Origin of the sequence: Leifsonia sp. PS1209 (genome assembly GCF_012317045.1) — a bacterium.
Classification (GTDB): Bacteria; Actinomycetota; Actinomycetes; order Actinomycetales; family Microbacteriaceae; genus Leifsonia.
Genome location: NZ_CP051154.1, coordinates 3,725,214 through 3,745,329 on the forward strand (window position 1 = coordinate 3,725,214; position 20,116 = coordinate 3,745,329).

At 70.3% G+C, this 20,116-nt stretch carries 21 protein-coding genes; 11 read left to right on the forward strand and 10 right to left on the reverse strand.

What is annotated here, in order from left to right:
• Positions 1-32: 32 nt before the first annotated feature.
• From HF024_RS17810 to HF024_RS17840, 7 genes are all read left to right on the forward strand, one after another.
• Positions 33-659 (forward strand): MerR family transcriptional regulator, encoded by a 627-nt coding sequence (locus tag HF024_RS17810; protein ID WP_085368216.1) that lies wholly within the window; start codon positions 33-35, stop codon positions 657-659.
• Positions 656-1,606, forward strand: a complete 951-nt coding sequence (locus HF024_RS17815) for a hypothetical protein (RefSeq protein ID WP_168690480.1) — start codon at positions 656-658, stop codon at positions 1,604-1,606. Before HF024_RS17810 ends, HF024_RS17815 begins: the two co-directional genes overlap by 4 nt.
• Positions 1,603-1,974 (forward strand): DUF2834 domain-containing protein, encoded by a 372-nt coding sequence (locus HF024_RS17820; RefSeq protein ID WP_168690481.1) that lies wholly within the window; start codon positions 1,603-1,605, stop codon positions 1,972-1,974. Before HF024_RS17815 ends, HF024_RS17820 begins: the two co-directional genes overlap by 4 nt.
• Positions 1,971-2,444, forward strand: coding sequence for a GNAT family N-acetyltransferase (locus tag HF024_RS17825; protein ID WP_168690482.1), 474 nt, complete (start codon positions 1,971-1,973; stop codon positions 2,442-2,444). Before HF024_RS17820 ends, HF024_RS17825 begins: the two co-directional genes overlap by 4 nt.
• A gap of 19 nt (positions 2,445-2,463) precedes the next feature.
• On the forward strand, positions 2,464-3,138 hold the full coding sequence (locus tag HF024_RS17830; RefSeq protein WP_168690483.1) for a LysE family translocator: 675 nt from the start codon (positions 2,464-2,466) through the stop codon (positions 3,136-3,138).
• 37 nt (positions 3,139-3,175) lie between these two features.
• Entirely contained in the window at positions 3,176-3,706 is a 531-nt protein-coding gene (locus HF024_RS17835; RefSeq protein ID WP_085368220.1) for a GNAT family N-acetyltransferase, read from the forward strand.
• Between the two features lie 87 nt (positions 3,707-3,793).
• The gene (locus tag HF024_RS17840) at positions 3,794-5,002 is read left to right on the forward strand and encodes an MFS transporter (protein WP_168690484.1); all 1,209 of its coding nucleotides are present in this window, start codon (positions 3,794-3,796) and stop codon (positions 5,000-5,002) included.
• 23 nt (positions 5,003-5,025) lie between these two features.
• On the opposite strand, the gene HF024_RS17845 is transcribed toward HF024_RS17840, so the two are convergent.
• Positions 5,026-5,853 (reverse strand): AraC family transcriptional regulator, encoded by an 828-nt coding sequence (locus HF024_RS17845; RefSeq protein WP_085368392.1) that lies wholly within the window; start codon positions 5,851-5,853, stop codon positions 5,026-5,028.
• Between the two features lie 80 nt (positions 5,854-5,933).
• Positions 5,934-6,113 (reverse strand): hypothetical protein, encoded by a 180-nt coding sequence (locus HF024_RS17850; protein WP_143465577.1) that lies wholly within the window; start codon positions 6,111-6,113, stop codon positions 5,934-5,936.
• Positions 6,114-6,187: 74 nt separating this feature from the next.
• On the opposite strand from HF024_RS17850, the gene HF024_RS17855 reads away from it, so the two are divergent.
• A complete protein-coding gene (locus HF024_RS17855; RefSeq protein WP_085368222.1) occupies positions 6,188-7,447 on the forward strand; it encodes an MFS transporter in 1,260 nt (419 codons plus the stop codon).
• Between the two features lie 41 nt (positions 7,448-7,488).
• Here the strand turns inward: HF024_RS17855 and HF024_RS17860 are convergent, their stop codons facing one another.
• Entirely contained in the window at positions 7,489-8,610 is a 1,122-nt protein-coding gene (locus HF024_RS17860; protein WP_210723980.1) for a class I SAM-dependent methyltransferase, read from the reverse strand.
• Between the two features lie 70 nt (positions 8,611-8,680).
• Positions 8,681-9,652 (reverse strand): magnesium/cobalt transporter CorA, encoded by a 972-nt coding sequence (corA, locus tag HF024_RS17865; protein ID WP_085368223.1) that lies wholly within the window; start codon positions 9,650-9,652, stop codon positions 8,681-8,683.
• Positions 9,653-9,843: 191 nt separating this feature from the next.
• Between corA and HF024_RS17870 the strand changes: the two genes are divergently transcribed.
• Positions 9,844-10,800 (forward strand): DUF2599 domain-containing protein, encoded by a 957-nt coding sequence (locus HF024_RS17870; RefSeq protein ID WP_085368224.1) that lies wholly within the window; start codon positions 9,844-9,846, stop codon positions 10,798-10,800.
• 7 nt (positions 10,801-10,807) lie between these two features.
• Positions 10,808-11,056: a hypothetical protein gene (locus HF024_RS17875; protein ID WP_143465579.1), complete on the forward strand. Its 249-nt coding sequence runs from the start codon at positions 10,808-10,810 to the stop codon at positions 11,054-11,056.
• A gap of 48 nt (positions 11,057-11,104) precedes the next feature.
• Here the strand turns inward: HF024_RS17875 and HF024_RS17880 are convergent, their stop codons facing one another.
• Positions 11,105-13,600 carry a glycoside hydrolase family 3 C-terminal domain-containing protein gene (locus HF024_RS17880; protein WP_168690485.1) on the reverse strand — a complete coding sequence of 832 codons (2,496 nt, stop codon included), beginning with the start codon at positions 13,598-13,600 and terminating at the stop codon, positions 11,105-11,107.
• Positions 13,601-13,635: 35 nt separating this feature from the next.
• The gene (locus HF024_RS17885; RefSeq protein WP_168690486.1) at positions 13,636-15,033 is read right to left on the reverse strand and encodes an MFS transporter; all 1,398 of its coding nucleotides are present in this window, start codon (positions 15,031-15,033) and stop codon (positions 13,636-13,638) included.
• Between the two features lie 142 nt (positions 15,034-15,175).
• Between HF024_RS17885 and HF024_RS17890 the strand changes: the two genes are divergently transcribed.
• Positions 15,176-16,225 carry a LacI family DNA-binding transcriptional regulator gene (locus HF024_RS17890; protein WP_168690487.1) on the forward strand — a complete coding sequence of 350 codons (1,050 nt, stop codon included), beginning with the start codon at positions 15,176-15,178 and terminating at the stop codon, positions 16,223-16,225.
• On the opposite strand, the gene HF024_RS17895 is transcribed toward HF024_RS17890, so the two are convergent.
• The 4 genes from HF024_RS17895 to HF024_RS17910 form a co-directional block, all read right to left on the reverse strand.
• Positions 16,222-17,406, reverse strand: a complete 1,185-nt coding sequence (locus HF024_RS17895) for a glycine C-acetyltransferase (RefSeq protein WP_168690488.1) — start codon at positions 17,404-17,406, stop codon at positions 16,222-16,224. The two genes, HF024_RS17890 and HF024_RS17895, sit on opposite strands and share 4 nt — an antisense overlap.
• The gene (tdh, locus tag HF024_RS17900; protein ID WP_168690489.1) at positions 17,406-18,449 is read right to left on the reverse strand and encodes an L-threonine 3-dehydrogenase; all 1,044 of its coding nucleotides are present in this window, start codon (positions 18,447-18,449) and stop codon (positions 17,406-17,408) included. Before tdh ends, HF024_RS17895 begins: the two co-directional genes overlap by 1 nt.
• 111 nt (positions 18,450-18,560) lie before the next feature.
• Positions 18,561-18,977, reverse strand: coding sequence for a MerR family transcriptional regulator (locus HF024_RS17905; protein WP_085368231.1), 417 nt, complete (start codon positions 18,975-18,977; stop codon positions 18,561-18,563).
• 2 nt (positions 18,978-18,979) lie between these two features.
• Positions 18,980-19,969, reverse strand: coding sequence for a DnaJ C-terminal domain-containing protein (locus tag HF024_RS17910; RefSeq protein ID WP_085368232.1), 990 nt, complete (start codon positions 19,967-19,969; stop codon positions 18,980-18,982).
• Between the last annotated feature and the right edge of the window lie 147 nt (positions 19,970-20,116).

Below are 20,116 nucleotides of genomic sequence, written 5' to 3' on the forward strand. Positions count from 1 at the left end.
AGTGGCGCTACCGGTAGTGTTACTATCAGCGCATGCTCATCACGGAACTCGCCGAGACCACCGGAACCCCGTCCGCCACGATCAAGTACTACGTGCGCGAGGGACTCCTGCCGGCCGGTGAGCGCCTCAACGGCAACCGCACGGAATACGGCGATGCGCACATCCACCGGCTGCGGCTCATCCGGTCGATGCTCGAAGTCGGGCACCTGTCCGTCAGCTCGGTGGCGCAGGTGCTGGCGGCGCTCGACGATCCGGATGCGCCGATCGCGCACACGTTCGACGTGGCGCAGCAGGCGTTGTCCCGCGCCGCGGTCCCCGACGTGTCGGAGCCGACGGACGCATCCATCGCCCGCATCGACGCGCTGATCGGGCGCGCGGGATGGTCGGACTGCGAAGGCAACATCGGCCAGCAGATCGCCGCGCGCGTGCTCGACGCGTTCGCGAACGCCGGTTTCCCGCTGCCGGACAGTTATCTGGACGCATACGCGTCAGCGGCCCGTGCGGCCGCCGACGCCGACCTCGACGCCGTCGCGGCTCTGCCGGACGCGTCGCGGATGGCCGAGCTCATGGTGGTCGGCACCGTGCTCGGCGACTCGCTCGCCCTCGGTCTGCGGCGCATCGCCCAGGCCGCCGTCACCTCGGAGAGAAGGCTCTCATGAAGTCCGTCTTCGCCTGGCACCGTCCGCTCATGACGGTCGCCGCCCTCATGGTCGTCAGCACCATCGTCTGCCTGATCGGCCTGCTGGTCGACCAGAGGCAGGTCCTCGGCGTCGACACCTGGCTCAAGCCGCTCAAGTTCTCCCTGTCGATCCTGCTTTACAGCGTGACCTGGGCCTGGCTGATCGCGCACCTCCCCCGGTTCCGCCGCGTGGCGCACACCGCGGGAACCGTCATCGCGGTCGCCCTGATCGTCGAACAGGTCGCCATCGTCGGCGCCGCCGCGGCCGGCACCACCAGCCACTTCAACGTCTCCACCGGACTCGCGGCCGCGGTGTGGGGCATCATGGCCGTGTCCATCACGGTGCTCTACGTCGGGACGTTCGTGACGACGATCGCGGTGTTCTTCCTGCGGCTGCCGACCGCATCCACCACCATCGCCGTGCGGGCGGGCGCTCTGATCGCGCTCGTCGGGATGGGCCTCGCCTACCTGATGACCGGCCCGACCGCGGCGCAGCTCCACGACTTCCAGGGCATCGCCGGCGCCCACACGGTCGGGCTGGCGGACGGCGGCCCCGGGCTGCCGCTGCTCGGCTGGAGCACGGTGGGCGGCGATCTGCGCATCCCGCACTTCATCGGGATGCACGCGCTGCAGTTGCTGCCGCTCTTCGCCATCGCGCTCGGCTGGCTCGGCCGCCATTGGCGCGCCGTCGCCGACGACAGGGTGCGGCTGCGGCTCGTCGTGGTGGCGACCGCGGTGTACGCGGCCGTGCTTGTCCTGGTGACGTTCCAGGCGCTCGCCGGGCAGTCGATCGTGCGGCCGGACGGGCTCTTCCTGGCCGGAGGATGGATCATCGCCGTCGGCGGAGTGATCGCCGCCGTCGCTGTCGTCGCGGTCGGAACGCACTCCGGCTCGCGGCCGAGGATGCACGCGGGGGCGACGGCATGACCGGGCCGCGCTGGAACGGCAGGGCGGTCTTCTTCCTCGTCGTCGCCCTCCTCGGGCTCGTCGGCACCTGGGCGTTCAACATCGCCGCCATCCTGCAGCACCGCGACTACGTGGGCGACTGGCTGCAGAGCGGCCCGGCGGTTTCGTCGCTCACGGTCGACGTGCTGATCGCCGCCGTGGCCGCAATCGCGTTCATGGTCTTCGAGAGCAGGCGGCTCGGGATGCGGCGGGTGTGGGTCTACATCGTCCTCATCCCGCTGGTGGCGCTCGCGTTCGCGCTTCCGCTGTTCCTCGCGATGCGGGAGCGGGCGCTGGCGGCGCGCGCGGCAGCGGATGCGGCGGCGCCGGACGCTGAGGCCGCCCCGTGATCGCGGCGGGCTTCGCGGATGACCGCGAGGCGTGCATCCGGCTGTGGCTGGACGCCCTCCATGCCCGCGACGGACACGCTGCACCCGACGGGACGACGGAGCGCTGCGCGGCCAAGTTCGCGAAGGACACCGTCTCGTTCCGCGTCGCGCGCGACGGGGACGCGCTCGCCGGCTTCGTCCTGGCGACCGCGCCAGGCACCGGCACTCCCGCCGATCCGCCCGACGCCGTCTACCTCGCCCTGCTCGCCGTCGCCCCGGCCCACCAGGGCGCCGGGCTCGGCGCTCAGCTGCTCGGCGCCGCGACCAGGGATGCGCGCGACGCGGGCCACACCGCTCTCCTCCTGCACGTGCTCGCGTCCAACGCCGCGGCCGTGCGGCTGTACACGTCGCGGGGGTGGGTGGCGTGCGGGGCGGCTCACGCGCATCCACTGAGCGGGGAGGCGTCGCAGACCTATACCCTCGCGCTCTGACCGGCCCTAGGATCGTCGCATGTCGCTGCTCACGATCCTCGCCTTCTCCGGGCTCTGCCTGGTGCTCGCGCTGACGCCGGGACCTGACACGTTCCTGGTGCTCCGCTACAGCATGGCCAGGGCGCGCGACGGTTTCGCGGCGGCGGTCGGCTGCTCGCTCGGCTCGCTCGTCTGGGCCGGGCTGGTCGCGGTCGGGCTCGCGACGCTGATGGAGCAGTCGGCGGAGGTGTTCCGCATCGTGAAGATCGTGGGAGGGCTGTACCTCATCTACCTCGGCGTGATGGCGTTCGTCGCGACGCGGAGGAGCGCCCGCGCTGCGGCTGCCGCCGCCGCCGCTGACGCTTCGGCGGAGGATGGCGCGGAGTCCCCCGCGGCTCCGGCGACCGGCGGCTGGTCGCTCCGCAGCCTCCTGGCCGGGATGCTCTCCACCCTGCTCAACCCGAAGGTCGGCCTGTTCTTCCTCGCGGTCGTGCCGCAGTTCGTGCCGGCGAACGCCGGTCTGGGCGAGACCATGCTGCTCGGCGCGGTGGACGCGCTCGTCTCCGTCGCCTACCTCGGCGTCGTGGTGCTGCTCGCCTCCCGCATGGTCGCCTGGCTGAAGCGCCCGCGGGTCACCCGCGCGCTCGAACGGGTGTCCGCCGGCATCCTCGCGGCCCTCGGCATCGGCACCGTGGTCGCCGGCGCGGAAAGCTGACCCTGCCCGACCTTCCCCGTTCTTATACGCTCGGACGGTGACGATTCGAGCGGCACGGACCACGGACATCCCGGCCATCCAGGAGATCGAACGGGCAGCGGGAGAGCCCTTCCGCGGGATCGGGCTCGCGGAGATCGCCGACGACGAGCCGCCCGGCGCGGACGAGCTGGCGGCGTGCATCCGGAGCGGCGGAGCGCTGGTGGCGGTCGACGGGACGGACACCCCCGTCGCGTATCTGCTGGTCGAGACGCTCGGCAGCCGGGCGCACATCGAGCAGGTGTCCGTGCATCCATCGCACGCCAGGCAGGGGCTGGGCGCGCGGTTGATCGAGGCTGCGGACGCCTGGGCGCTGGAGCGCGGGCTGACCGAGCTGACGCTGACGACGTTCGCGGACGTCCCGTGGAACGCGCCGTACTACGCCCGTCTCGGATTCTCGCTGCTTCCCGACGAGCAGCGGGACGACGCGCTCCGCGAGCGGGTGCGCGAGGAGGCCGCTGCCGGGCTCGCGCTCAGCGACTGGCCCCGGGTGGCGATGGCGCGGGATGCGCGGCGCCGGTCGGCGGTCTGACCGACCGCGCAGACGATCCGGACGGATGGTCGCCTGTCCCGGACGGAGGATCAGGTGCGCCCCTCCGCGATCCGCCAGGGTGGAACAGTGACGACAGACACCTCTCCCATCCGGGCCACCTCCCCCGCCGCTCCCACGCACCAGCGCACGCGCTGGGCCGCCCTCATCGTCATGCTCCTGACGAGCTTCGTGCTGGTGACGGCCGAGTTCCTGCCGTCCGGTGTGCTGACCGCGATGGCCGCCGAGCTGGGGGTGACGCCCGGACAGGCCGGGCAGACCGTCACCGTCACCGCGTTCGTCGGGTTCCTGGCGGCGCCGACGCTCGGCATCCTGATCCCCCGGATGGACAGGCGCACCTTCCTGGTGCTCGTCGCGATCCTCGCCGCGGTGTCCAACCTGGCCGTGGCGGTGGCGCCGTCGCTGTGGCTGCTGCTGGTGGCGCGACTGCTCATCGGCGTGGCGATCAGCGGCTTCTGGTCGATGTCGCTGACGGTGGCCGCGCAGCTGGCCAGCCCGGAACGGCTCGGGCGGGCGATGACCATCGTCAGCGCCGGCATGACCCTGGCCGTCGTGGCCGGTGTGCCGATCGGGGTGTACCTCACCGAGCTGGTCGACTGGCGGGGCGTGTTCCTCGGCGCGGCCGTGCTCACCGCCGTCGTCGCGGTCGCCCTGCGCCTGACGCTGCCACGGATCGCCCCGGCCGAGGCGTCGAGCCTGAGCATCCTGGTCGACACGCTCAAGCGGCCTGGCGTGCGGCAAGGCCTCGCCGGCCACATCCTGATCGTGTTCGGGCACTTCATGGCGTACACGTTCATCCGGCTCGCGCTCGACCAGGTGCCCGGACTCGACACGGCCTTCGCGGCCGGCCTGCTCGTGGTGTTCGGCGTGGGCGGCGTGGTCGGGAACCTCGTGGTCGGCGCGCTCGCCGACCGGTACCTCGGACTGCTGCGCTACCTGCAGCCGGCGCTCATCGCCGGGGCGATCCTGCTCTCGGTGCTCGGCCAGGGCTCAGTGATCGTGGTGGCAGCGGCCATCGTGGTCTGGGGCTTCGGCTTCGGGGCGTGGCCGGCGGTCATCAACACCTGGGCCGGACGCTACATCCCGGACAGGCTCGAAGCGGCGGGTGGCCTCGTCGTCGCCGGGTTCCAGCTGGCGATCACCCTCGGCGCCGGGCTCGGCGGCATCCTGGTCGACAGCGTGGATGTGCGGTTCACGTACCTGGTGGCGGTGGCCGTGGTCGCGGTGGGCGTGGTGCTGTTCGGCAGCGCGGGGAGGCGCCGGGCGCTGCAGGGGTGAGGGCGGCTGGGGGGCGCGCGCGGCTAGCTCGCGCGCTGCCGCCAGACGGACGGGGCGGACCCGGTGTGGCGGCGGAAGGCACGGCTGAAGCCGGCGTCCGACTCGTAGCCGAGCATCCTGGCGGTCTCGCTGACCGTGAGACCGTCCTGCGACAGGTAGGTCATGGCCGCATCCATCCGCACCTGGGCGAGATAGCTGGCGGGCGACTGCCCGACCTGCTCGCGGAAACGCTCGGCGAAGATCGTGCGCGACATCGCGCCGACCGCAGCGAGGTCGCCCACGGTCCACGGGTGCCCGGGATTCTCGTGCATCGCGTCGAGCACGCGGGACACGAACGGGTCCTCGACCACCGACGGCCAGTTCTCGGGAGCGCAGTCGCCCTCCGCCCAGGCCCGGATCGCCACCGAGACGATGGTGGTGGCCATCCGGCCGCAGATCACGTCGTCGCCGGCGCGGCGCGGCTTCAGCGAGCCGCCCATCTGCGCGGCGAGGAGGGCGATGGCCGGATCGAGCTCCGCCAGCTGGTTCACGCCCACCACGTCGGGCAGCGCGTCGAGCGCGCGGGTGCCGCCCACCGGCCGCAGCTCGCTGACGATCACCTCGCCGAGACCGTCCGCCAGCAGGTCGACCGCGTTGCGCCCCGTCGTGAAGACGACGTCGCCAGCGTGAAAGGCGAGCTGTACCCCCTGCGGGCCGCGCGAACGCACCCGGATGGACCCCGCAAGCAGATAGACGAACGTCGCACCGGGGAAGGTCGCCCTGTCGCCGGGCCCGAGTGCGACGTGACGCGACGCATCCACTCGCCACTCGAGCGTGGACAGCAACTCGTCGAGCGTGGCGGGGGAGGTCATCGCGGTGATCGTCACGCTCGCGAAAACAGCGCGAGGGGGTGCGCTATTCCTGGGGCGAGGGCTGGCGGCACGGTCGTGCTCTACGGCCGGTAGTCACGATTCGGCTGCTCGTAGCCTTTTCTAGCCTCCGGATCACCCGCACCACGCGCTGGCCCGAGCGACGAGCCGACGACCATCAACGCATCCACGACCCGCTTGAACGCGCGGCCGACAACCCGGCCGACGCGGACGACGACTGGATCTGTTTTCTCCGAAACCATGGGACCCCCCTGCCTCATCGTGGCACACGCGCCCCATTCGTTAGCCTGATCGCAGACACAAGCGGAGGAGCGGCATGTCGGGACCGGGGCGACGCGACGTCTTCAGGATTCGCGGATTCTTCGCGTACTGGGCGTCGTACACCGTCTCGGGGTTCGGCACGTACGTCACGACGCTGGCCCTCCAGGTGCTCGTGCTGGTGTCGCTGCACGGGACCGCCGCGGACATCGGGCTGCTCAACGCGGCCAGGTGGCTCCCGTATCTGGTGCTCGGCCTCGTGGTCGGGGCCTTGGTCGACCGGCGGAGGCGGCGCCCGGTGCTGATCGGGAGCGACCTCGGGCGGGCGGTGCTGCTGGCGTTGATCCCGCTGTTCTTCGTTCTCGGCGTGCTGAACATCCCGGTTCTGCTCGCGATCGTCTGCGCCGTGGGCCTGCTGTCGCTGTTCGGGGACGCCGCCTCCCAGTCGCTGGTGCCGCGGATCGTGCCCCGAGGCGCCCTGCTGGCCGCGCACGCCCGCACCGATCAGAGCGACGCCGTCGCGCAGACCTCTGGGCCGCTCGTCGCCGGTGCGCTGGTGTCGCTCGTCGGCGCGGCGTCCGCCATCGTCGTGGATGCGGTGTCCTACCTCTTCTCCGCGGTCGCGATCTGGCGGGTCAGGGTGGACGAACCACCGGCGACGGCGACCCCGGCCCGCAGCCTTCGCCGCGAGATCGCGGAGGGACTGCGGTGGGTCTACCGCCATCCCGTGCTCGGTCCGATGGCGTTCGGCTCGCACGGCTGGTTCTTCTTCAACAGCATCCTGGGCACGGTCTTCGTGCCGTTCGCGCTGCTCGCGCTCGACCTGAGCGCGTTCCAGCTCGGGATCGCCCTGGCCGGCGCCGGGGTCGCCGGGCTGATCGGCAGCTCGGTGTCGATCCGCGTCGGACGCCGCTGGGGAGCGGGCGTCGCGGTTGTCGCGAGCAACCTGCTGATGGCGGTCGGCTGGGTCCTCATCGCGACCGTGCCCGGCGACGCAGCCACCTGGCTGGTGGTGACGGTCCTCACGGTCGGCCAAGGGTTCTACGGGCTCGGGCTGGGACTCAGCAACGCCAACGAGATGGGCTACCGGCAAGCCGTCACCCCGGACGAGCTGCAGGCGCGCACCAACACCACGATGCGGTCGGCGAACCGCGCCATGATCGTCGTCGGGGCGCCCATCGGCGGCCTCGCCGCGACGGTCATCGGCTACCGGCCGACGCTCTGGATCGCGATAGCCGGGATCGTCGTGGTCACCGTCTTCCTCGCGCTCTCGCCGTTCGGCCGCGCCCGCCACGCGAGCGACGACGTGGTCGGCTAAGGGCGACGTCAGCCACTCGGCTGGTCACCCGCCCGCCACGGTCACTCGCGGCGGGAGGCCGTGACCGTGAACTTGGCGTTGCGCGCCACCTGCCTGGTCGGCCCGACCGCACGTTCCAGCGCGGAGCGGTAGCCGAGGTGCGAGTTCCAGACCGTCCACAGTTCACCGCCGGAGGCGAGGACGCGTGCGGCGTCGGCGAACATCCGGTGGGCGATCCCGGTGTGCACGGCGCTGCCGATGTGGAAGGGCGGGTTGAGGACGATCAGGTCGGCGCTCGCATCCGGCTGCCCGGCGAGACCGTCGTCGCGCACCACCGTGACGCGGTCGGCGACGCCGTTCGCCACTGCGGTGGCCGTGGCCGAGGCGACGGCCGCGGCGGACTGGTCGGTGGCGATGACGCGCAGGCCCGGCCTGCGCAGGGCGAGCGTGGTCGCGAGCACGCCGGTTCCGCAGCCGAGGTCGATGGCGGTGTGCGCATCCGGAGCGGCGGCGTCGATCACGCTGAGCAGGAAGCGGGTGCCGATATCGACCGAGGTGCCCGCGAACGCGGCGCCGTGCGCACACACCGTGATCCCGAGTTCGTCGTCGTGCGAACGCCGCGGCCACCGGTCGTCCGCGACCGCGACCGGCTGCGGATGCTCGGCGGTGAGCACGCGCGCCTTCTGCCGGGCGAGCGACGCCGTGACGGAAGCGAAAGCAGTGCCGAGCACGTCGTTCATCGCCAGGCTCATGTGTTTCAGCATCCCGCCCGCGTAGACGACCGCCTCCGGATGCGCGTGCGCGGCCACCAGCGTCGCGATCTCGTCGAGCGCATCCAGGCTCCGCGGCAGGCGCAGCAGGACCACCCGCGCGTCGCGGACGAGTTCGGCGTCGAGCGGGAGTCCACGGTATGCGTCGGAGTAGCCGAGCTCGGCGGCGTTGGCGGCGAGCGCCTGTTCTCCGGTGAGTGGATCCTGGCGCACTCGGAGACCGGTGGCGCCCTCGGCGGCCGCCGCCAGGGTGAGCGCACCGTACGCGTCGCCGATGACGACGACCTCGCCGCCCGCAGCCGCGGCGACCGCATCCCGTGCCAGGTCGGCGATCAGGCGGTCGGCCGCATCCGAGGCGAACAGGTTCTCGCCTTCCACATCCGGCCACCGCCGCAACCGCGCATACTCGAACACGGGATCAATTCTCGCAGCCCCGGGATGCCACCAGCCTCGCGGGATGCAAACCGGCCCCGCGCCTCCGGCGTCAGAGCCAGTTGTTCCGCTTGAACGCGTAGTACAGCCCGATGCCGGTCGCCAGCATCAGCGCGAGCGCGAACGGGTAGCCGAGCGCCCAGTGCAGCTCCGGCATGTGGTCGAAGTTCATCCCGTAGATCGTGCCGACGAGCGTCGGGGTGAACAGGATGGCCGCCCAGGACGAGATCTTCTTGACCTCGTCGTTCTGCGCCTGGCCGACGAGCGTGGTGTGCACCAGCAGCGCGTTCTGCAGGATCTGCCGGAACCCGTCCGCCCGCTCCACGATCCGGATGACGTGGTCGTGCACATCCCGGAACCGGTCGCGCAACGACTCGTCCGCACCGGATGCGGCGAGCGCGTCCCTGAGACTCTGCAGCACACCGCCGAGCGGGTTGACCGCCCTCTGGAACGTCATCACCTCGGAAGACAGCTCGTAGATGCGGCGCGACACCGTGCGGTCGCCGTTGAAGAGCTGGTCCTCGATCTCGTCGATGTCGTTCTCCAGACCGGCGATCACGGGGGCGTAGTCGTCGACGATCTGGTCCAGGATGCCGTAGAGCACCCCGATCGGACCGGGTGCGAGCAGCCGCGCGTCGTGCTCCATCCTGTGCCGGACGATCGAGAGGTCCGGCCATTCGAAGTGCCGCACGGTGATGACGAACTGCTCGCCGAGGAAGACGTGCACCTCACCGAACTCCACCTTCTCGGTCTCGTCGATGTAGTGCGCGGGCCGCAGCGCCACGAACGTCGTGGTGCCGTACTTCTCCAGCTTTGCGCGCTGGTGCCCGCTCAGGGCGTCTTCCACGGCGAGCTCCGGCAGCTCGAATTCGGTCGCGACGGCGGCCAGCTCCTTCTCGGTCGGCCGGTACAGGCCGATCCAGGCGAACCCGTTGCGCTCCCGCACCGTCTCGAACGTCTGCTCCAGCGATGTCGGGTCAGCGGTGCGCCGACCGTCGACGTAGACGGCGTTGTCGACGATCATGGGGTCTCCTTCCGGGAGGGCTCCCCCACGCTACCCGGTCACACGGTGAGGTGGGGCGGAGGCGCGGGGCGTTGTGGTTGCGGGGACGCGTGAGCGGTGCAGGGCGCGCCACATAGAGGATGGATTAGTGTATGACGTTAGGTTCGGAATTTTAGATATCCCGGCTTCTACTCGATGACGAGAGGAACAGCATGACGAAGGTGACGAAGCGGTGGGTGTCCGCGTTCGCAGTGGGTACAACAATCGGGACGGCTGGCGCGGTTCCCGCATTCGCGGATAACCCGGACGACACGTTGGCGGTGGTGGCTTCCGCAACACCAGAGACCATCGAGTCTGCGGCTAGCGTGCCGACGACCGCTACCGGTGAGAATGCGATCGACGCGACCGTGGCCGGGGCGACGGTGACGGTGCCGGTCGACGCATCCAACGGCATCACACTGGGCAGCGAAGGCGGCACGGTCTCGATCGGCCTCCCGTTCGCTGACCAGGCGGCGGACGCGGAGGTGCAGAAGCCGGGTGTGGTGTCATTCGACAACCGCAATGGATCGAGCACGGTCCCGGTTGTCCAAAGCGACGGCAGTGTGCAGATCAACACCATCATCGAAGGGGCGGATGCGCCGACGTCGTACTCGTATGACTATGACTGCTCCGGTGGCGTGACGTTGCGACGGTTGGCGGACGGCGGAATTGTCGCTGTCGACGGAGCGGGAGAACTCGTGGCCTCCATCGCGCTGCCGTGGGCCAAGGATGCGCGAGGAAAGGATGTTGCGACGCGGTACGTCATCAACGGAACCACGCTCACGCAGATAGTTGAGCATGGCGTCGGGTCGGCGTACCCGATCGTCGCCGATCCGACGACACTCGGAAGCAACGGCTTCTACACCAAGATCGTCCAGAACAGCAGCTCGCAGGGAACGATCATCAGCGTCTATCCTGCACAGATCAAGTGGAATGCGTACTCGGGAGACACGATCTACGCGAACTACAAGGCGATCGTTCCCGCCGCCTACGAAGGAAACAAATGGCGGGACCAACTCGTCTGCCACGCAGCCAACGTCGGGATCTGGAAGACACCCTGGAACCTGGATTCGTGGCGTCCCGACGTCGGCTACGCGCGCACTGTTCTCGCGGCGTGCAACCCGCAGTGAGGCAACCGTGAAGACGAGTCTCATCGGACTTGCCCTTGCCCTCGTGGGCACGGTCTCAGCCCTTTGGTCGGGCACCACGCTGTTCGAAAGCGGCGTCGATGCCGACCTGAACGGAACGGCGGCTCAGCTGAACCCGTTCGTCATCGCAGCATTCGTCGCGGGGCTCTGCGCTGCCTGCGTGGGGCTCGTCCTGGCCGTGTACGGGATGTCGAAGCACAGCAGTTCCAGACACCCCGGCGGCAACCGGCAGAACTGAACCACGCTGGTCACACCGTGCATCCACACGGCGTGACCAGCGCACCGCTCACACCGTGAACTCCACCGCCTCCGACAGCTCCGCTACCGACGAACCGACGCGCACCGCGTACGTGCCGCCCTCGGTCAGCCAGGCGTGGTCGTCGACCGACCAGTGCTGCAGCGAGCGCGGTTCGATGGCGACGGTCGCGACCGCCGACTCTCCCGCCTCCGCGCGCACCACCGCGTAGCCCGCGAGCCAGAGCACCGGTCGCTCGATGTCGGAGTCCGACACCCGGCTCAGGTACACCTGCACCACCTGCTTGCCTGCACGGTCGCCGACGTTGGTCACGGGAACGCTGACTTCGAGGCCGACACCGCCGGCACCGCCGCCCTCGACGCTCGGCTCCCCGAACTCCCAGCTCGTGTAGCCGAGGCCGTGACCGAACGGGATGGCCGGGGCCGGTCCGCCCGCCGCCTGCCTGCGCATCCACTCGCGGTAGCCGACGTTGAGCTTCTCGTCGTAGTAGAGCTGGCCGTCGACGGGCTCGACCTGCCAGACCGGCACGTCGTCCTCCGTCGCCGCCCAGGTGGTCGGGATGCGGCCGCCCGGTTCGACGGCGCCGGTCAGCACGTCGGCGAGCGCGTGGCCCATCTCCTGGCCGGGGAACCAGGTGAGGAGCACGGCGGGAGCGTCGTCGAGCCAGGGGAGGATCACCGGGCCGCCCGAGTTGACGACGACGACGGTGCGCGGGTTCGCGGCGACGACGCGGCGCACGAGCTCGTCCTGTCCGTCCGGGAGGCGCAGGCCGTCGCGGTCGAAGCCCTCCGATTCGAGCTGCTCCGTCGTGCCGACGACCACGACGGCCACGTCGGAGGCCGCGGCGAGCGACACGGCGCGCTCCAGCTCGTCGTCCGCGCTGCCGAAGGGCTCCTCGTACCCGAGCGTGAACATCACGGCCGCGAGTCCGAGCTGCTGCTGGGGACGGTGTTCGAGCCGCAGTGCGACCGTCTGCCCGGCCGCGAGCGTGATCGGGAACGACTGCTTGGGCGGGTTGAGGAACGCCATGAACGGGTCGGTGCCGTCGGGGAAGAACAGGCCGTCGCTCTTCAGCTCACCGTCGACCTCGAAGCGGAACAGCCCGAGACCGGCGAAGCCGACCGCGTACTCGCCGTCCTCCGGCGCGGTGAACGTGGTGGTCGCCTCGACCACCGCCGTGTCGGCGAGCACGGGGTCTCCGAGCCAGGTGAGGCGGCCGCTTCCGCGGTGCTCGTCCAGCACCACGCCGCCGTCCGCGCCGAGGAAGCGCACGTGCACCCCGGATTCGCCGGTCGCCGGATCGGTGGCGACCGTCGCATCCACGGGGAGCAGCGACTCGGAGGCCCGCACCCCTGGCGCGAACGACACGCGCTCTGCGCCGAACGCCTCCTCCAGACCGTCGAGCGGGGTAACGACGTGATCGGGGAACACCGTCGCCGATCCACCGCCCTGGCTGCGGGCGATGCGGGCGTGCTGACCGATCACCGCGACGGTGCCGGGGTCCGTGCCGAGCGGCAGGACGGGGGATGCGCCCGCCGCGTCGTTCTTCACCAGCACCATGCCGTCCGCCGCGGCCTCACGGAGCAGCGCGTCGATGCGCTCGGCCGGCCACGGCTCGGCCAGCGGGGTCGCCGCTTCAACACCGTCGAGCGCGCCGAGACGCCCTGCCAGCCTCAGGATGCGCAGCACCTTCTCGTCGATGTCGGTCTCCGACACCTGACCGGCGCGCACGGCCTCGACCAGCGCATCGCCCCAGACGCCGTCCGGACCCGGCATCGCGACGTCCTGTGCCGAGACACCGGCCGCGACCGTGTCGCGCACGCCCATCCAGTCGGAGACGACCACGCCGTCGAAGCCCCACTCGTCTTTGAGCGGGGAGCGCAGCAACTCGTTCTCGGTCATCGTGACGCCGTTGACCGAGTTGTACGACGACATCACCAGCCAGGCTCCGCCCTCGGTGACCATGCGCTCGAACGGCGCGAGGTAGACCTCGCGCAGGGTGCGCTCATCCACGTTGACGTTGACCGTCATGCGGTCGGTCTCGCTGTCGTTGGCGACGAAGTGCTTCGGGGTCGCGCCGACGCCGCAGGACTGCACGCCCCTGACGAACGCCGTGCCGACGACGCCGGACAGCCACGGGTCCTCGCTGTACGCCTCGAAGTGGCGGCCGCCGCGCGGCGAGCGCTGGATGTTGACGGTCGGGCCGAGTGCGACGCCGACCCCCTTGCGACGCGCCTCCGCAGCGATCAGCTGGCCGAGTGCGTACACCCGGTCGACGTCCCAGGATGCGGCGAGCGCGGTCGGCGACGGAAGGTTGGCCGAGCTGTCCCTCTCGTCCCAGAGCTGACCGCGCACACCGGCGGGCCCGTCGGAGACGACGATCGTGTCGAGCCCGATCTGCGGTTCGCTGTGCAGCGTCCAGAACGAGGCGCCGGTGAGCAGGCGCACCTTCTGTTCGAGGGTGAGGGAGGAGACGAGGCCGGCGACGACGGAGTCGGTGTCGATGTCGGTGCTGAGGTCGGTCATGGTTGGTGCGTCTTTCGGTTCGATGGATGCGCTGGTCAGCGCACTGACTTGATCGGGAGGACCGCGAAGGCTCCGACGAGGGCGAGCACGATGCCGACGGGGAACAGCGGCGTGTACGAGCTGAAAGCGAAGACGAGCAGCCCGGCGAGTCCGGGGGCGAGCGTCTGCGGCAGGGTGGCAGCGATGTTGAGCACGCCGAGGTCTTTGGCGAAGTCGTCCTTCGACGGGAGGACCTCGCTCATCAGGGCGGTGTCGACGGCCTGGTATGCGCCGAAGCCGAGCCCGGAGACGAAGGCGAACAGCATCATCCCGGTGACGGTCGGCAGGATCAGCGGGAACACCAGCGAGATGGCCATGACGGAGCCCGCGATGATGACGACGATCTTCCTGCGGCCGATCTTGTCGGAGATCGGGCCGCCGATGAGGGTGGTGATGATGATGCCGACGAGGCTGATCAGGCTGAGCACCGGCACCATGCCGACGGCGTTGTCGCCGAGACCGATGTACTTCTGCAGGATGAACAGCTGGAAGCCGGTGACCATGAAGTAGCCGGCGTAAAGCAGCAGGCGGCCGGTGAAGCCCCAGAAGAAGTCCGGGTGCTTGCGCGGGCTGACCCAGAACGTCTGCAGGAAGGCGACGAAGCTGAACGGCGGCTTCGGCTCCCCCTTGTTGGAGCTGTCCGGGTTGAAGAGCACGAAGAGCACGATGACGATGAGTGCGATTCCGGCGAAGGTGAGGTAGCCGGCCGGGATCGACTTCGCGAACTGGGCCCCGGCGATGGAGCCGCCGAGCGAGCCGAGCATGAGGCCGAGCCCGGACAGCGACGAGAACGTTCCGCGCGCCCCGCTCGGGACACGGTCGGGCAGGATCGCGCTCAGCGGGCCCTGGGCGAAGTTGAAGGTGATCTGCACCATCACCCAGCCGACGGTGAGCTGCACGATGCCGTTGGCCGCGCCCATGAAGAGGAGGGACAGGCCGCCGAGCAGCACGCCGAGCACCATCCACGGGGCGCGGCGGCCGAACCTGCTGCGTGTGCGGTCGGAGACGAGGCCCGCGACCGGTTGCGCGATCATCGCGGCGAACGCGCCGATGGTCGCCACGAGCCCGAAGATGGGCCCGCTGTTCTGCTCGCCGACGATGCCCTGCACCTGCAGGGGGAGCAGCACGCCGGGCACGGCGCCCCAGATGGCGAAGATGGCGATGTTGCCCACCATCATCGAGAGCATCAGCTTGAGCAGCCTGCCCCGGATGCGCACCTTCTCCGGGCGCTGCGCGCTGACGGCGGAGGTCGGGGCCGCGCTGAACGGGCTGCCGGCAGTGGTGATCGTCGACGCAAGCGCCGAGCTTTCTGGCACTCCGGAGAGGTTGGAGGGGATGGTGGGCTGAACCGGACGCTGGGGGGTGGTGCCGGTTTCTTCCGACGGCGTTGTCACAGGGGTTGTCCTTTCGAGCAGGCGACGTTGCGTGCTAACACGCGTAACCATAGGACACCGTCGGGCTTAATACAAGTCATTGGTCGGTTTTCCGCTTACTCGCGTAACCACCGGGGTCGCTCCGGCCTAGACTGAGACCAGGATGTTCACCCCTCACGTCGTCAAAGCCCCGACGAGCGCAGACGTCGCCCTCGCGGCAGGCGTCTCGCGCGCGACGGTCTCCTTTGTGCTCAACGACAAGCCCAACTCCCGGGTCTCCGACGACACCAGGCACCGCGTACTCGAGGCCGCCCGGCTGCTCGGATACACGCCCAACACGGCGGCGCGGTCACTCGCCAGCGGCGAGGCGGTCTCCGGGCTGCTGTTCACCGCCTCCGGGCGCGACAGCGGAGCCACGCTGGAACGCGCGTTCGCCGCACTCCTCGCTCGCACCGTCGACGACGGAGTGGATGCGCTCAGCCACGTCGAGACCGACCTCACCGGTGCGGAGGCCGCCCAGCTCTGGGCGCGGCTGCGCCCGGAGGCCGTGCTCGCCGAGGCGGCCCGCTGCGACGCGGAGGCGACGGAGCTGCTGCGTCTCGCCGGGGTCCGCGCGCTGATCGTGCACGGCCAGGAGCCGGTCGGCTACGCCCCCACCCTCGTCGTGCCGCAGGAGCCGTTCGGCGACGCAGCCGTCACCGAGCTCACGCGGCTCGGGCACGACCGGATCGTGTTCATCGCCCCGACAGACCCTACGGCCGCCGCGACCGCCGCCGCCCGTCTTGCCGGGGCGCGCGCCGCGGCAGCACGCGCCGGCGCCACCCTCACCGTCTCCCACGCCGGCACGTCGGCGGCCTCCCTCCGAGACTGGGCGCGCGGCTGGCGCTTCGACGCGGACCGCCCCACCGCCGTCGCCGCATACGACGACCGCCTCGCGATGGCGACCGTGCGCGCGCTGGCCGACGCGGGCATCCCCGTGCCGCACGACGTGTCCGTGATCGGCGCAGACGACCACGCGGGCTCCGCCGAGTTCATCCCGCGCCTCAGCACGGTCGCCTTCGACGCGGACGCCCTCGCGGCGACCCTGCACGACGCGTACACGAGAATGCGCGCGGGCGAGCGCGTCGAACGCGTCGACGCGCCGCCCGTGCGCGTCATCGCGCGCGAGTCCACCGCCGCCCCCAGAAGTGGCGGGGCGGGCAGGGAGCGCTAGCCCACCGCATCCCGGGCAGCGCTGAACGCCTCCACGCAACGGCGAATCTCGTCCTCCGTGTGCGCCGCGGACAGCTGCACCCGGATGCGCGCCTTCCCGCGCGGGACCACCGGGAACGAGAACGCCGTCACGTACACGCCGTGGCGTTGCATCTCGTCGGCGATGCGCGCGGTGAGTGCCGCATCCCCGAACATCACCGGCACGATGGGGTGCTCGCCCGGCAGCAGGTCGAAGCCGGCCTCGGTCATCAGCGAGCGGAACAGTGCAGCGTTGGCGACGAGCTGCGCCCGCAGCTGGTCGGACTGCTCCAGCAGGTCGAGTGCCGCGATGGTGCCGGCGACGATCGACGGCGCGAGCGTGTTCGAGAACAGGTAGGGCCGTGCGCGCTGGCGCAGCAGGTCCACGATCTCGCGGTGCGACGACACGTAGCCGCCGGATGCGCCGCCCAGCGCCTTGCCGAACGTGCCGGTGTAGATGTCCACCCGGTCCGCCACGCCGCAGAACTCCGGCGTCCCCCTCCCGTGCTCCCCGACGAACCCGACGGCGTGGGAGTCGTCCACGAACACCAGGGCGCCGAACTCGTCCGCCAGGTCGCAGATCTCGCGCAGCGGGGCGATGTACCCGTCCATCGAGAACACGCCGTCTGTGACGATCACCGTGTGGCGGGCGCCCGCATCCCGTGCCGCGGTGAGCTGGGCGCGCAGGTCGGCCAGGTCGCGGTTCTTGTAGCGGAACCGCTGCGCCTTGGAGAGGCGGATGCCGTCGATGATGGATGCGTGGTTCAGCTCGTCGGAGACGATCGCGTCGTCCGCGGTGAACAGCGTCTCGAACACGCCGCCGTTCGCGTCGAAGCACGACGAGAACAGGATGGTCGCCTCCGTGCCGAGGAACTGCGACACCCGCCGCTCCAGCTCCAGGTGCTGCTCCTGCGTTCCGCAGATGAAGCGCACGCTGGCGAGGCCGTAACCCCAGTCGTCGAGCGCGAGCTTGGCCGCATCCCGCAGCGCAGGATGGTCGGCGAGGCCCAGGTAGTTGTTGGCGCAGAAGTTGAGCACCTCCGCGCCGTCCGCCACGATCTGCGACGACTGCGGACCGTGGATGCTGCGCTCGCGCTTGGTGAGCCCGGCCTCCTCGATCTCGCTCAGCTGCGTCGCGACCGTCTCCCGAAACGTTCCGTACATCAGAGCTCCGTCCAATCCAGGATCACTTTGCCTCCGCCTGCCGACGCCGCGGCGGCGAAACCCTTCTCCCAGTCCCGCGCGGCGAACCGGTCGGAGACGATGGAGGCGATGGCGTCGCGCAGCGTCGCCGACGTCTGCAGCATCGCGCCCATCGCGTTCCAGGTCTCGAACATCTCACGGCCGTAGATGCCCTTGAGGGTGAGCATGTGGGTGACCACGTTGCCCCAGTCGATCGCGATCGGCGCGGAGGGAAGCCCGAGCATGGCGATGCGGCCGCCGTGGTTCATGTTCTCGATCATCTGCGGCAGCGCGCTGGGCGCCCCGCTCATCTCGAAGCCGACGTCGAAGCCTTCGCGCATCCCGAGCGCCTGTTGCGCCGAGCGGATGGGGGCCTGCGAGACGTCGACCGTGTAGTCGGCGCCCATGCCCTCCGCGAGAGCGAGCCGGGATGCGCTGATGTCCGTGCCGACGATGAACCGCGCTCCGACGTGCCTCGCGACGGCGATGGCCATGAGGCCGATGGGGCCGCATCCGGTGACCAGCACGTCCTCGCCGACCACGGGAAACGCGAGGGCCGTGTGCACCGCGTTGCCGAGCGGGTCGAACAGTGCGCCGACCTCCGGCTCGATGGTGCTGTGGTGCACCCAGACGTTGGTGGCGGGGAGGGTGAGGTATTCGGCGAACGCACCGTTGCGCTGCACGCCGAGGCCCTGGGTGCGGATGCACATCTGCCGGCGGCCGGCCCGGCAGTTGCGGCAGGTTCCGCAGACGATGTGCCCTTCGCCGGACACCTGATCGCCCACGGCGACGTCGTGCACCAGCGGCCCGACCTCGACCACCTCGCCGAAGAACTCGTGCCCGGGGATCAGCGGGGCGGCGACGGCGGAGGCCGCCCAGTCGTCCCAGCGCTGGATGTGCAGATCGGTTCCGCAGATGCCCGTCCGCAGCACGCGGATCTTGACGTCCTCCTGCCCGATCACGGGCTCCGGTACGTCGACCAGTTCGAGACCGGGTCCGGCCTCGCTCTTGAAGAGAGCCTTCATCGCCACCTTCCTTGTGGACGGCCCCTCGTGGGGGTGCTGAAGCTGTTCGGGATGCGCCGCCCTCGTGAGGCGGGACGTATCGCCGCTGACAGCCTAGACGGGCGAGAGGCTTCAGTCTCTGTCGAGCGGGCGCCAGACGACCACCTGGGTGCTGCGCCTGGTGCGGGTGCCCGCGCGCAGCGAGACGACCTCGCCCGCGGGGCCGGCGGCGAACACGCGGTGGCCCGGGCGGTTCAGGAGCTCGTCGGCCAGCGCCGTCTCCAGTTCGCGGACCCTGGTGGTCAGCGCTCCCACCTGATCCTCCAGGTCCAGGATGCGCCTGATCCCTTCCAGGCTCACGCCCTCCGCGCCGAGCCGCGCGATCTCCTGCAGCTTCGCCACATCCCGCATCGAGTACCTGCGGGACTTGCCCGCCGTCCTGCTCGGGCTGACGAGACCGAGCCTGTCGTACTGGCGGAGGGTCTGTGGGTGCATCCCCGCCAGTTCGGCCGCGATCGAGATCACGAAGACCTGGCTGTTCTCATCCATGATCAGGTGCGGGCCTTGGCGAGCAGCTCTTCGCGCGGGTTCTCGTCCGGAAGCTTCGCGGCGAACTCCTTGAGCGCCTCCTGAGCCTCGGCGGACAGGTGCGACGGCACGGCCACCTGGACGACGGCGAGCAGGTCGCCGGTGCCCTTCGAGGTCTGCACCCCGCGGCCCTTGACGCGCAGCACGCGACCGCTCGGCGTTCCGGGAGCGACGCGCAGCTTGACGGGGTCGCCGCCCAGCGTCGGCACCTCGATGGTCGCGCCGAGGGCCGCCTCCGCGAACGTCACGGGAACCGTGACGCGCAGGTTGAGCCCGTCGCGCTCGAACACCGGGTGCTTGCGCACAGTGACGGTGAGGACGATGTCGCCCGGCTCTCCGCCATCCGGGCTGGGCTGGCCTTTGCCGCGCAGCTTGATCTTCTGCCCGTCGGCGACGCCGGCCGGGATCTTGACCTTGATCGGCTTGCCGTCCGACGCCTGCAGGGTGATGGTCTCGCCCTTGGTCGCCGTGATGAAGTCGATGGTGGTGTGCGCGGTCACGTCGCGGCCGCGGGTCGGTCCGCCGTAGCCGCGGAATCCGCCGCTCGCCGAACCGAAGCCACCGCCGCTGTTGCCGAACAGCCCTCCGAACACGTCGTCGAAGTTGCCGCCCTGCTGGTAGCTGTATCCGCGGTTGCCACCGCCGCCGAACATCCCGCCGAACACGTCGTCGAAGCCGCCCTGGCCTGCCGAGCCCGGCGCGGTGAAGCGGGCACCGGAGCCCATCGCGCGAATCTGGTCGTACTCTTTGCGCTGCTCGGGATCACCGAGCACGGAGTGCGCTTCGCTGATCTCCTTGAACTTGGCCTCTGCCGCCGGGTCGCCCGGGTTGGAGTCCGGGTGATACTTGCGCGCGAGCTTGCGGTAGACCTTTTTGAGCTCCGCGGGGGTGACGTCCTTGGAGACGCCAAGAACCTTGTAGAAGTCCTTGTCGAACCAGTCCTGGCTTGCCACGGCGCCTCCTTTCTCAGCCTGTGTGTGCCTGTGTGTATGAAGTCTGTTGGTGTGAAGTCTGTGTGTATGAAGTCTGCATCTATCGCGAGCGCGCACCACGGAAGCGGCGGGATGAGTATCCCGCCGCTTCGCGTGGCGTGCGCATCC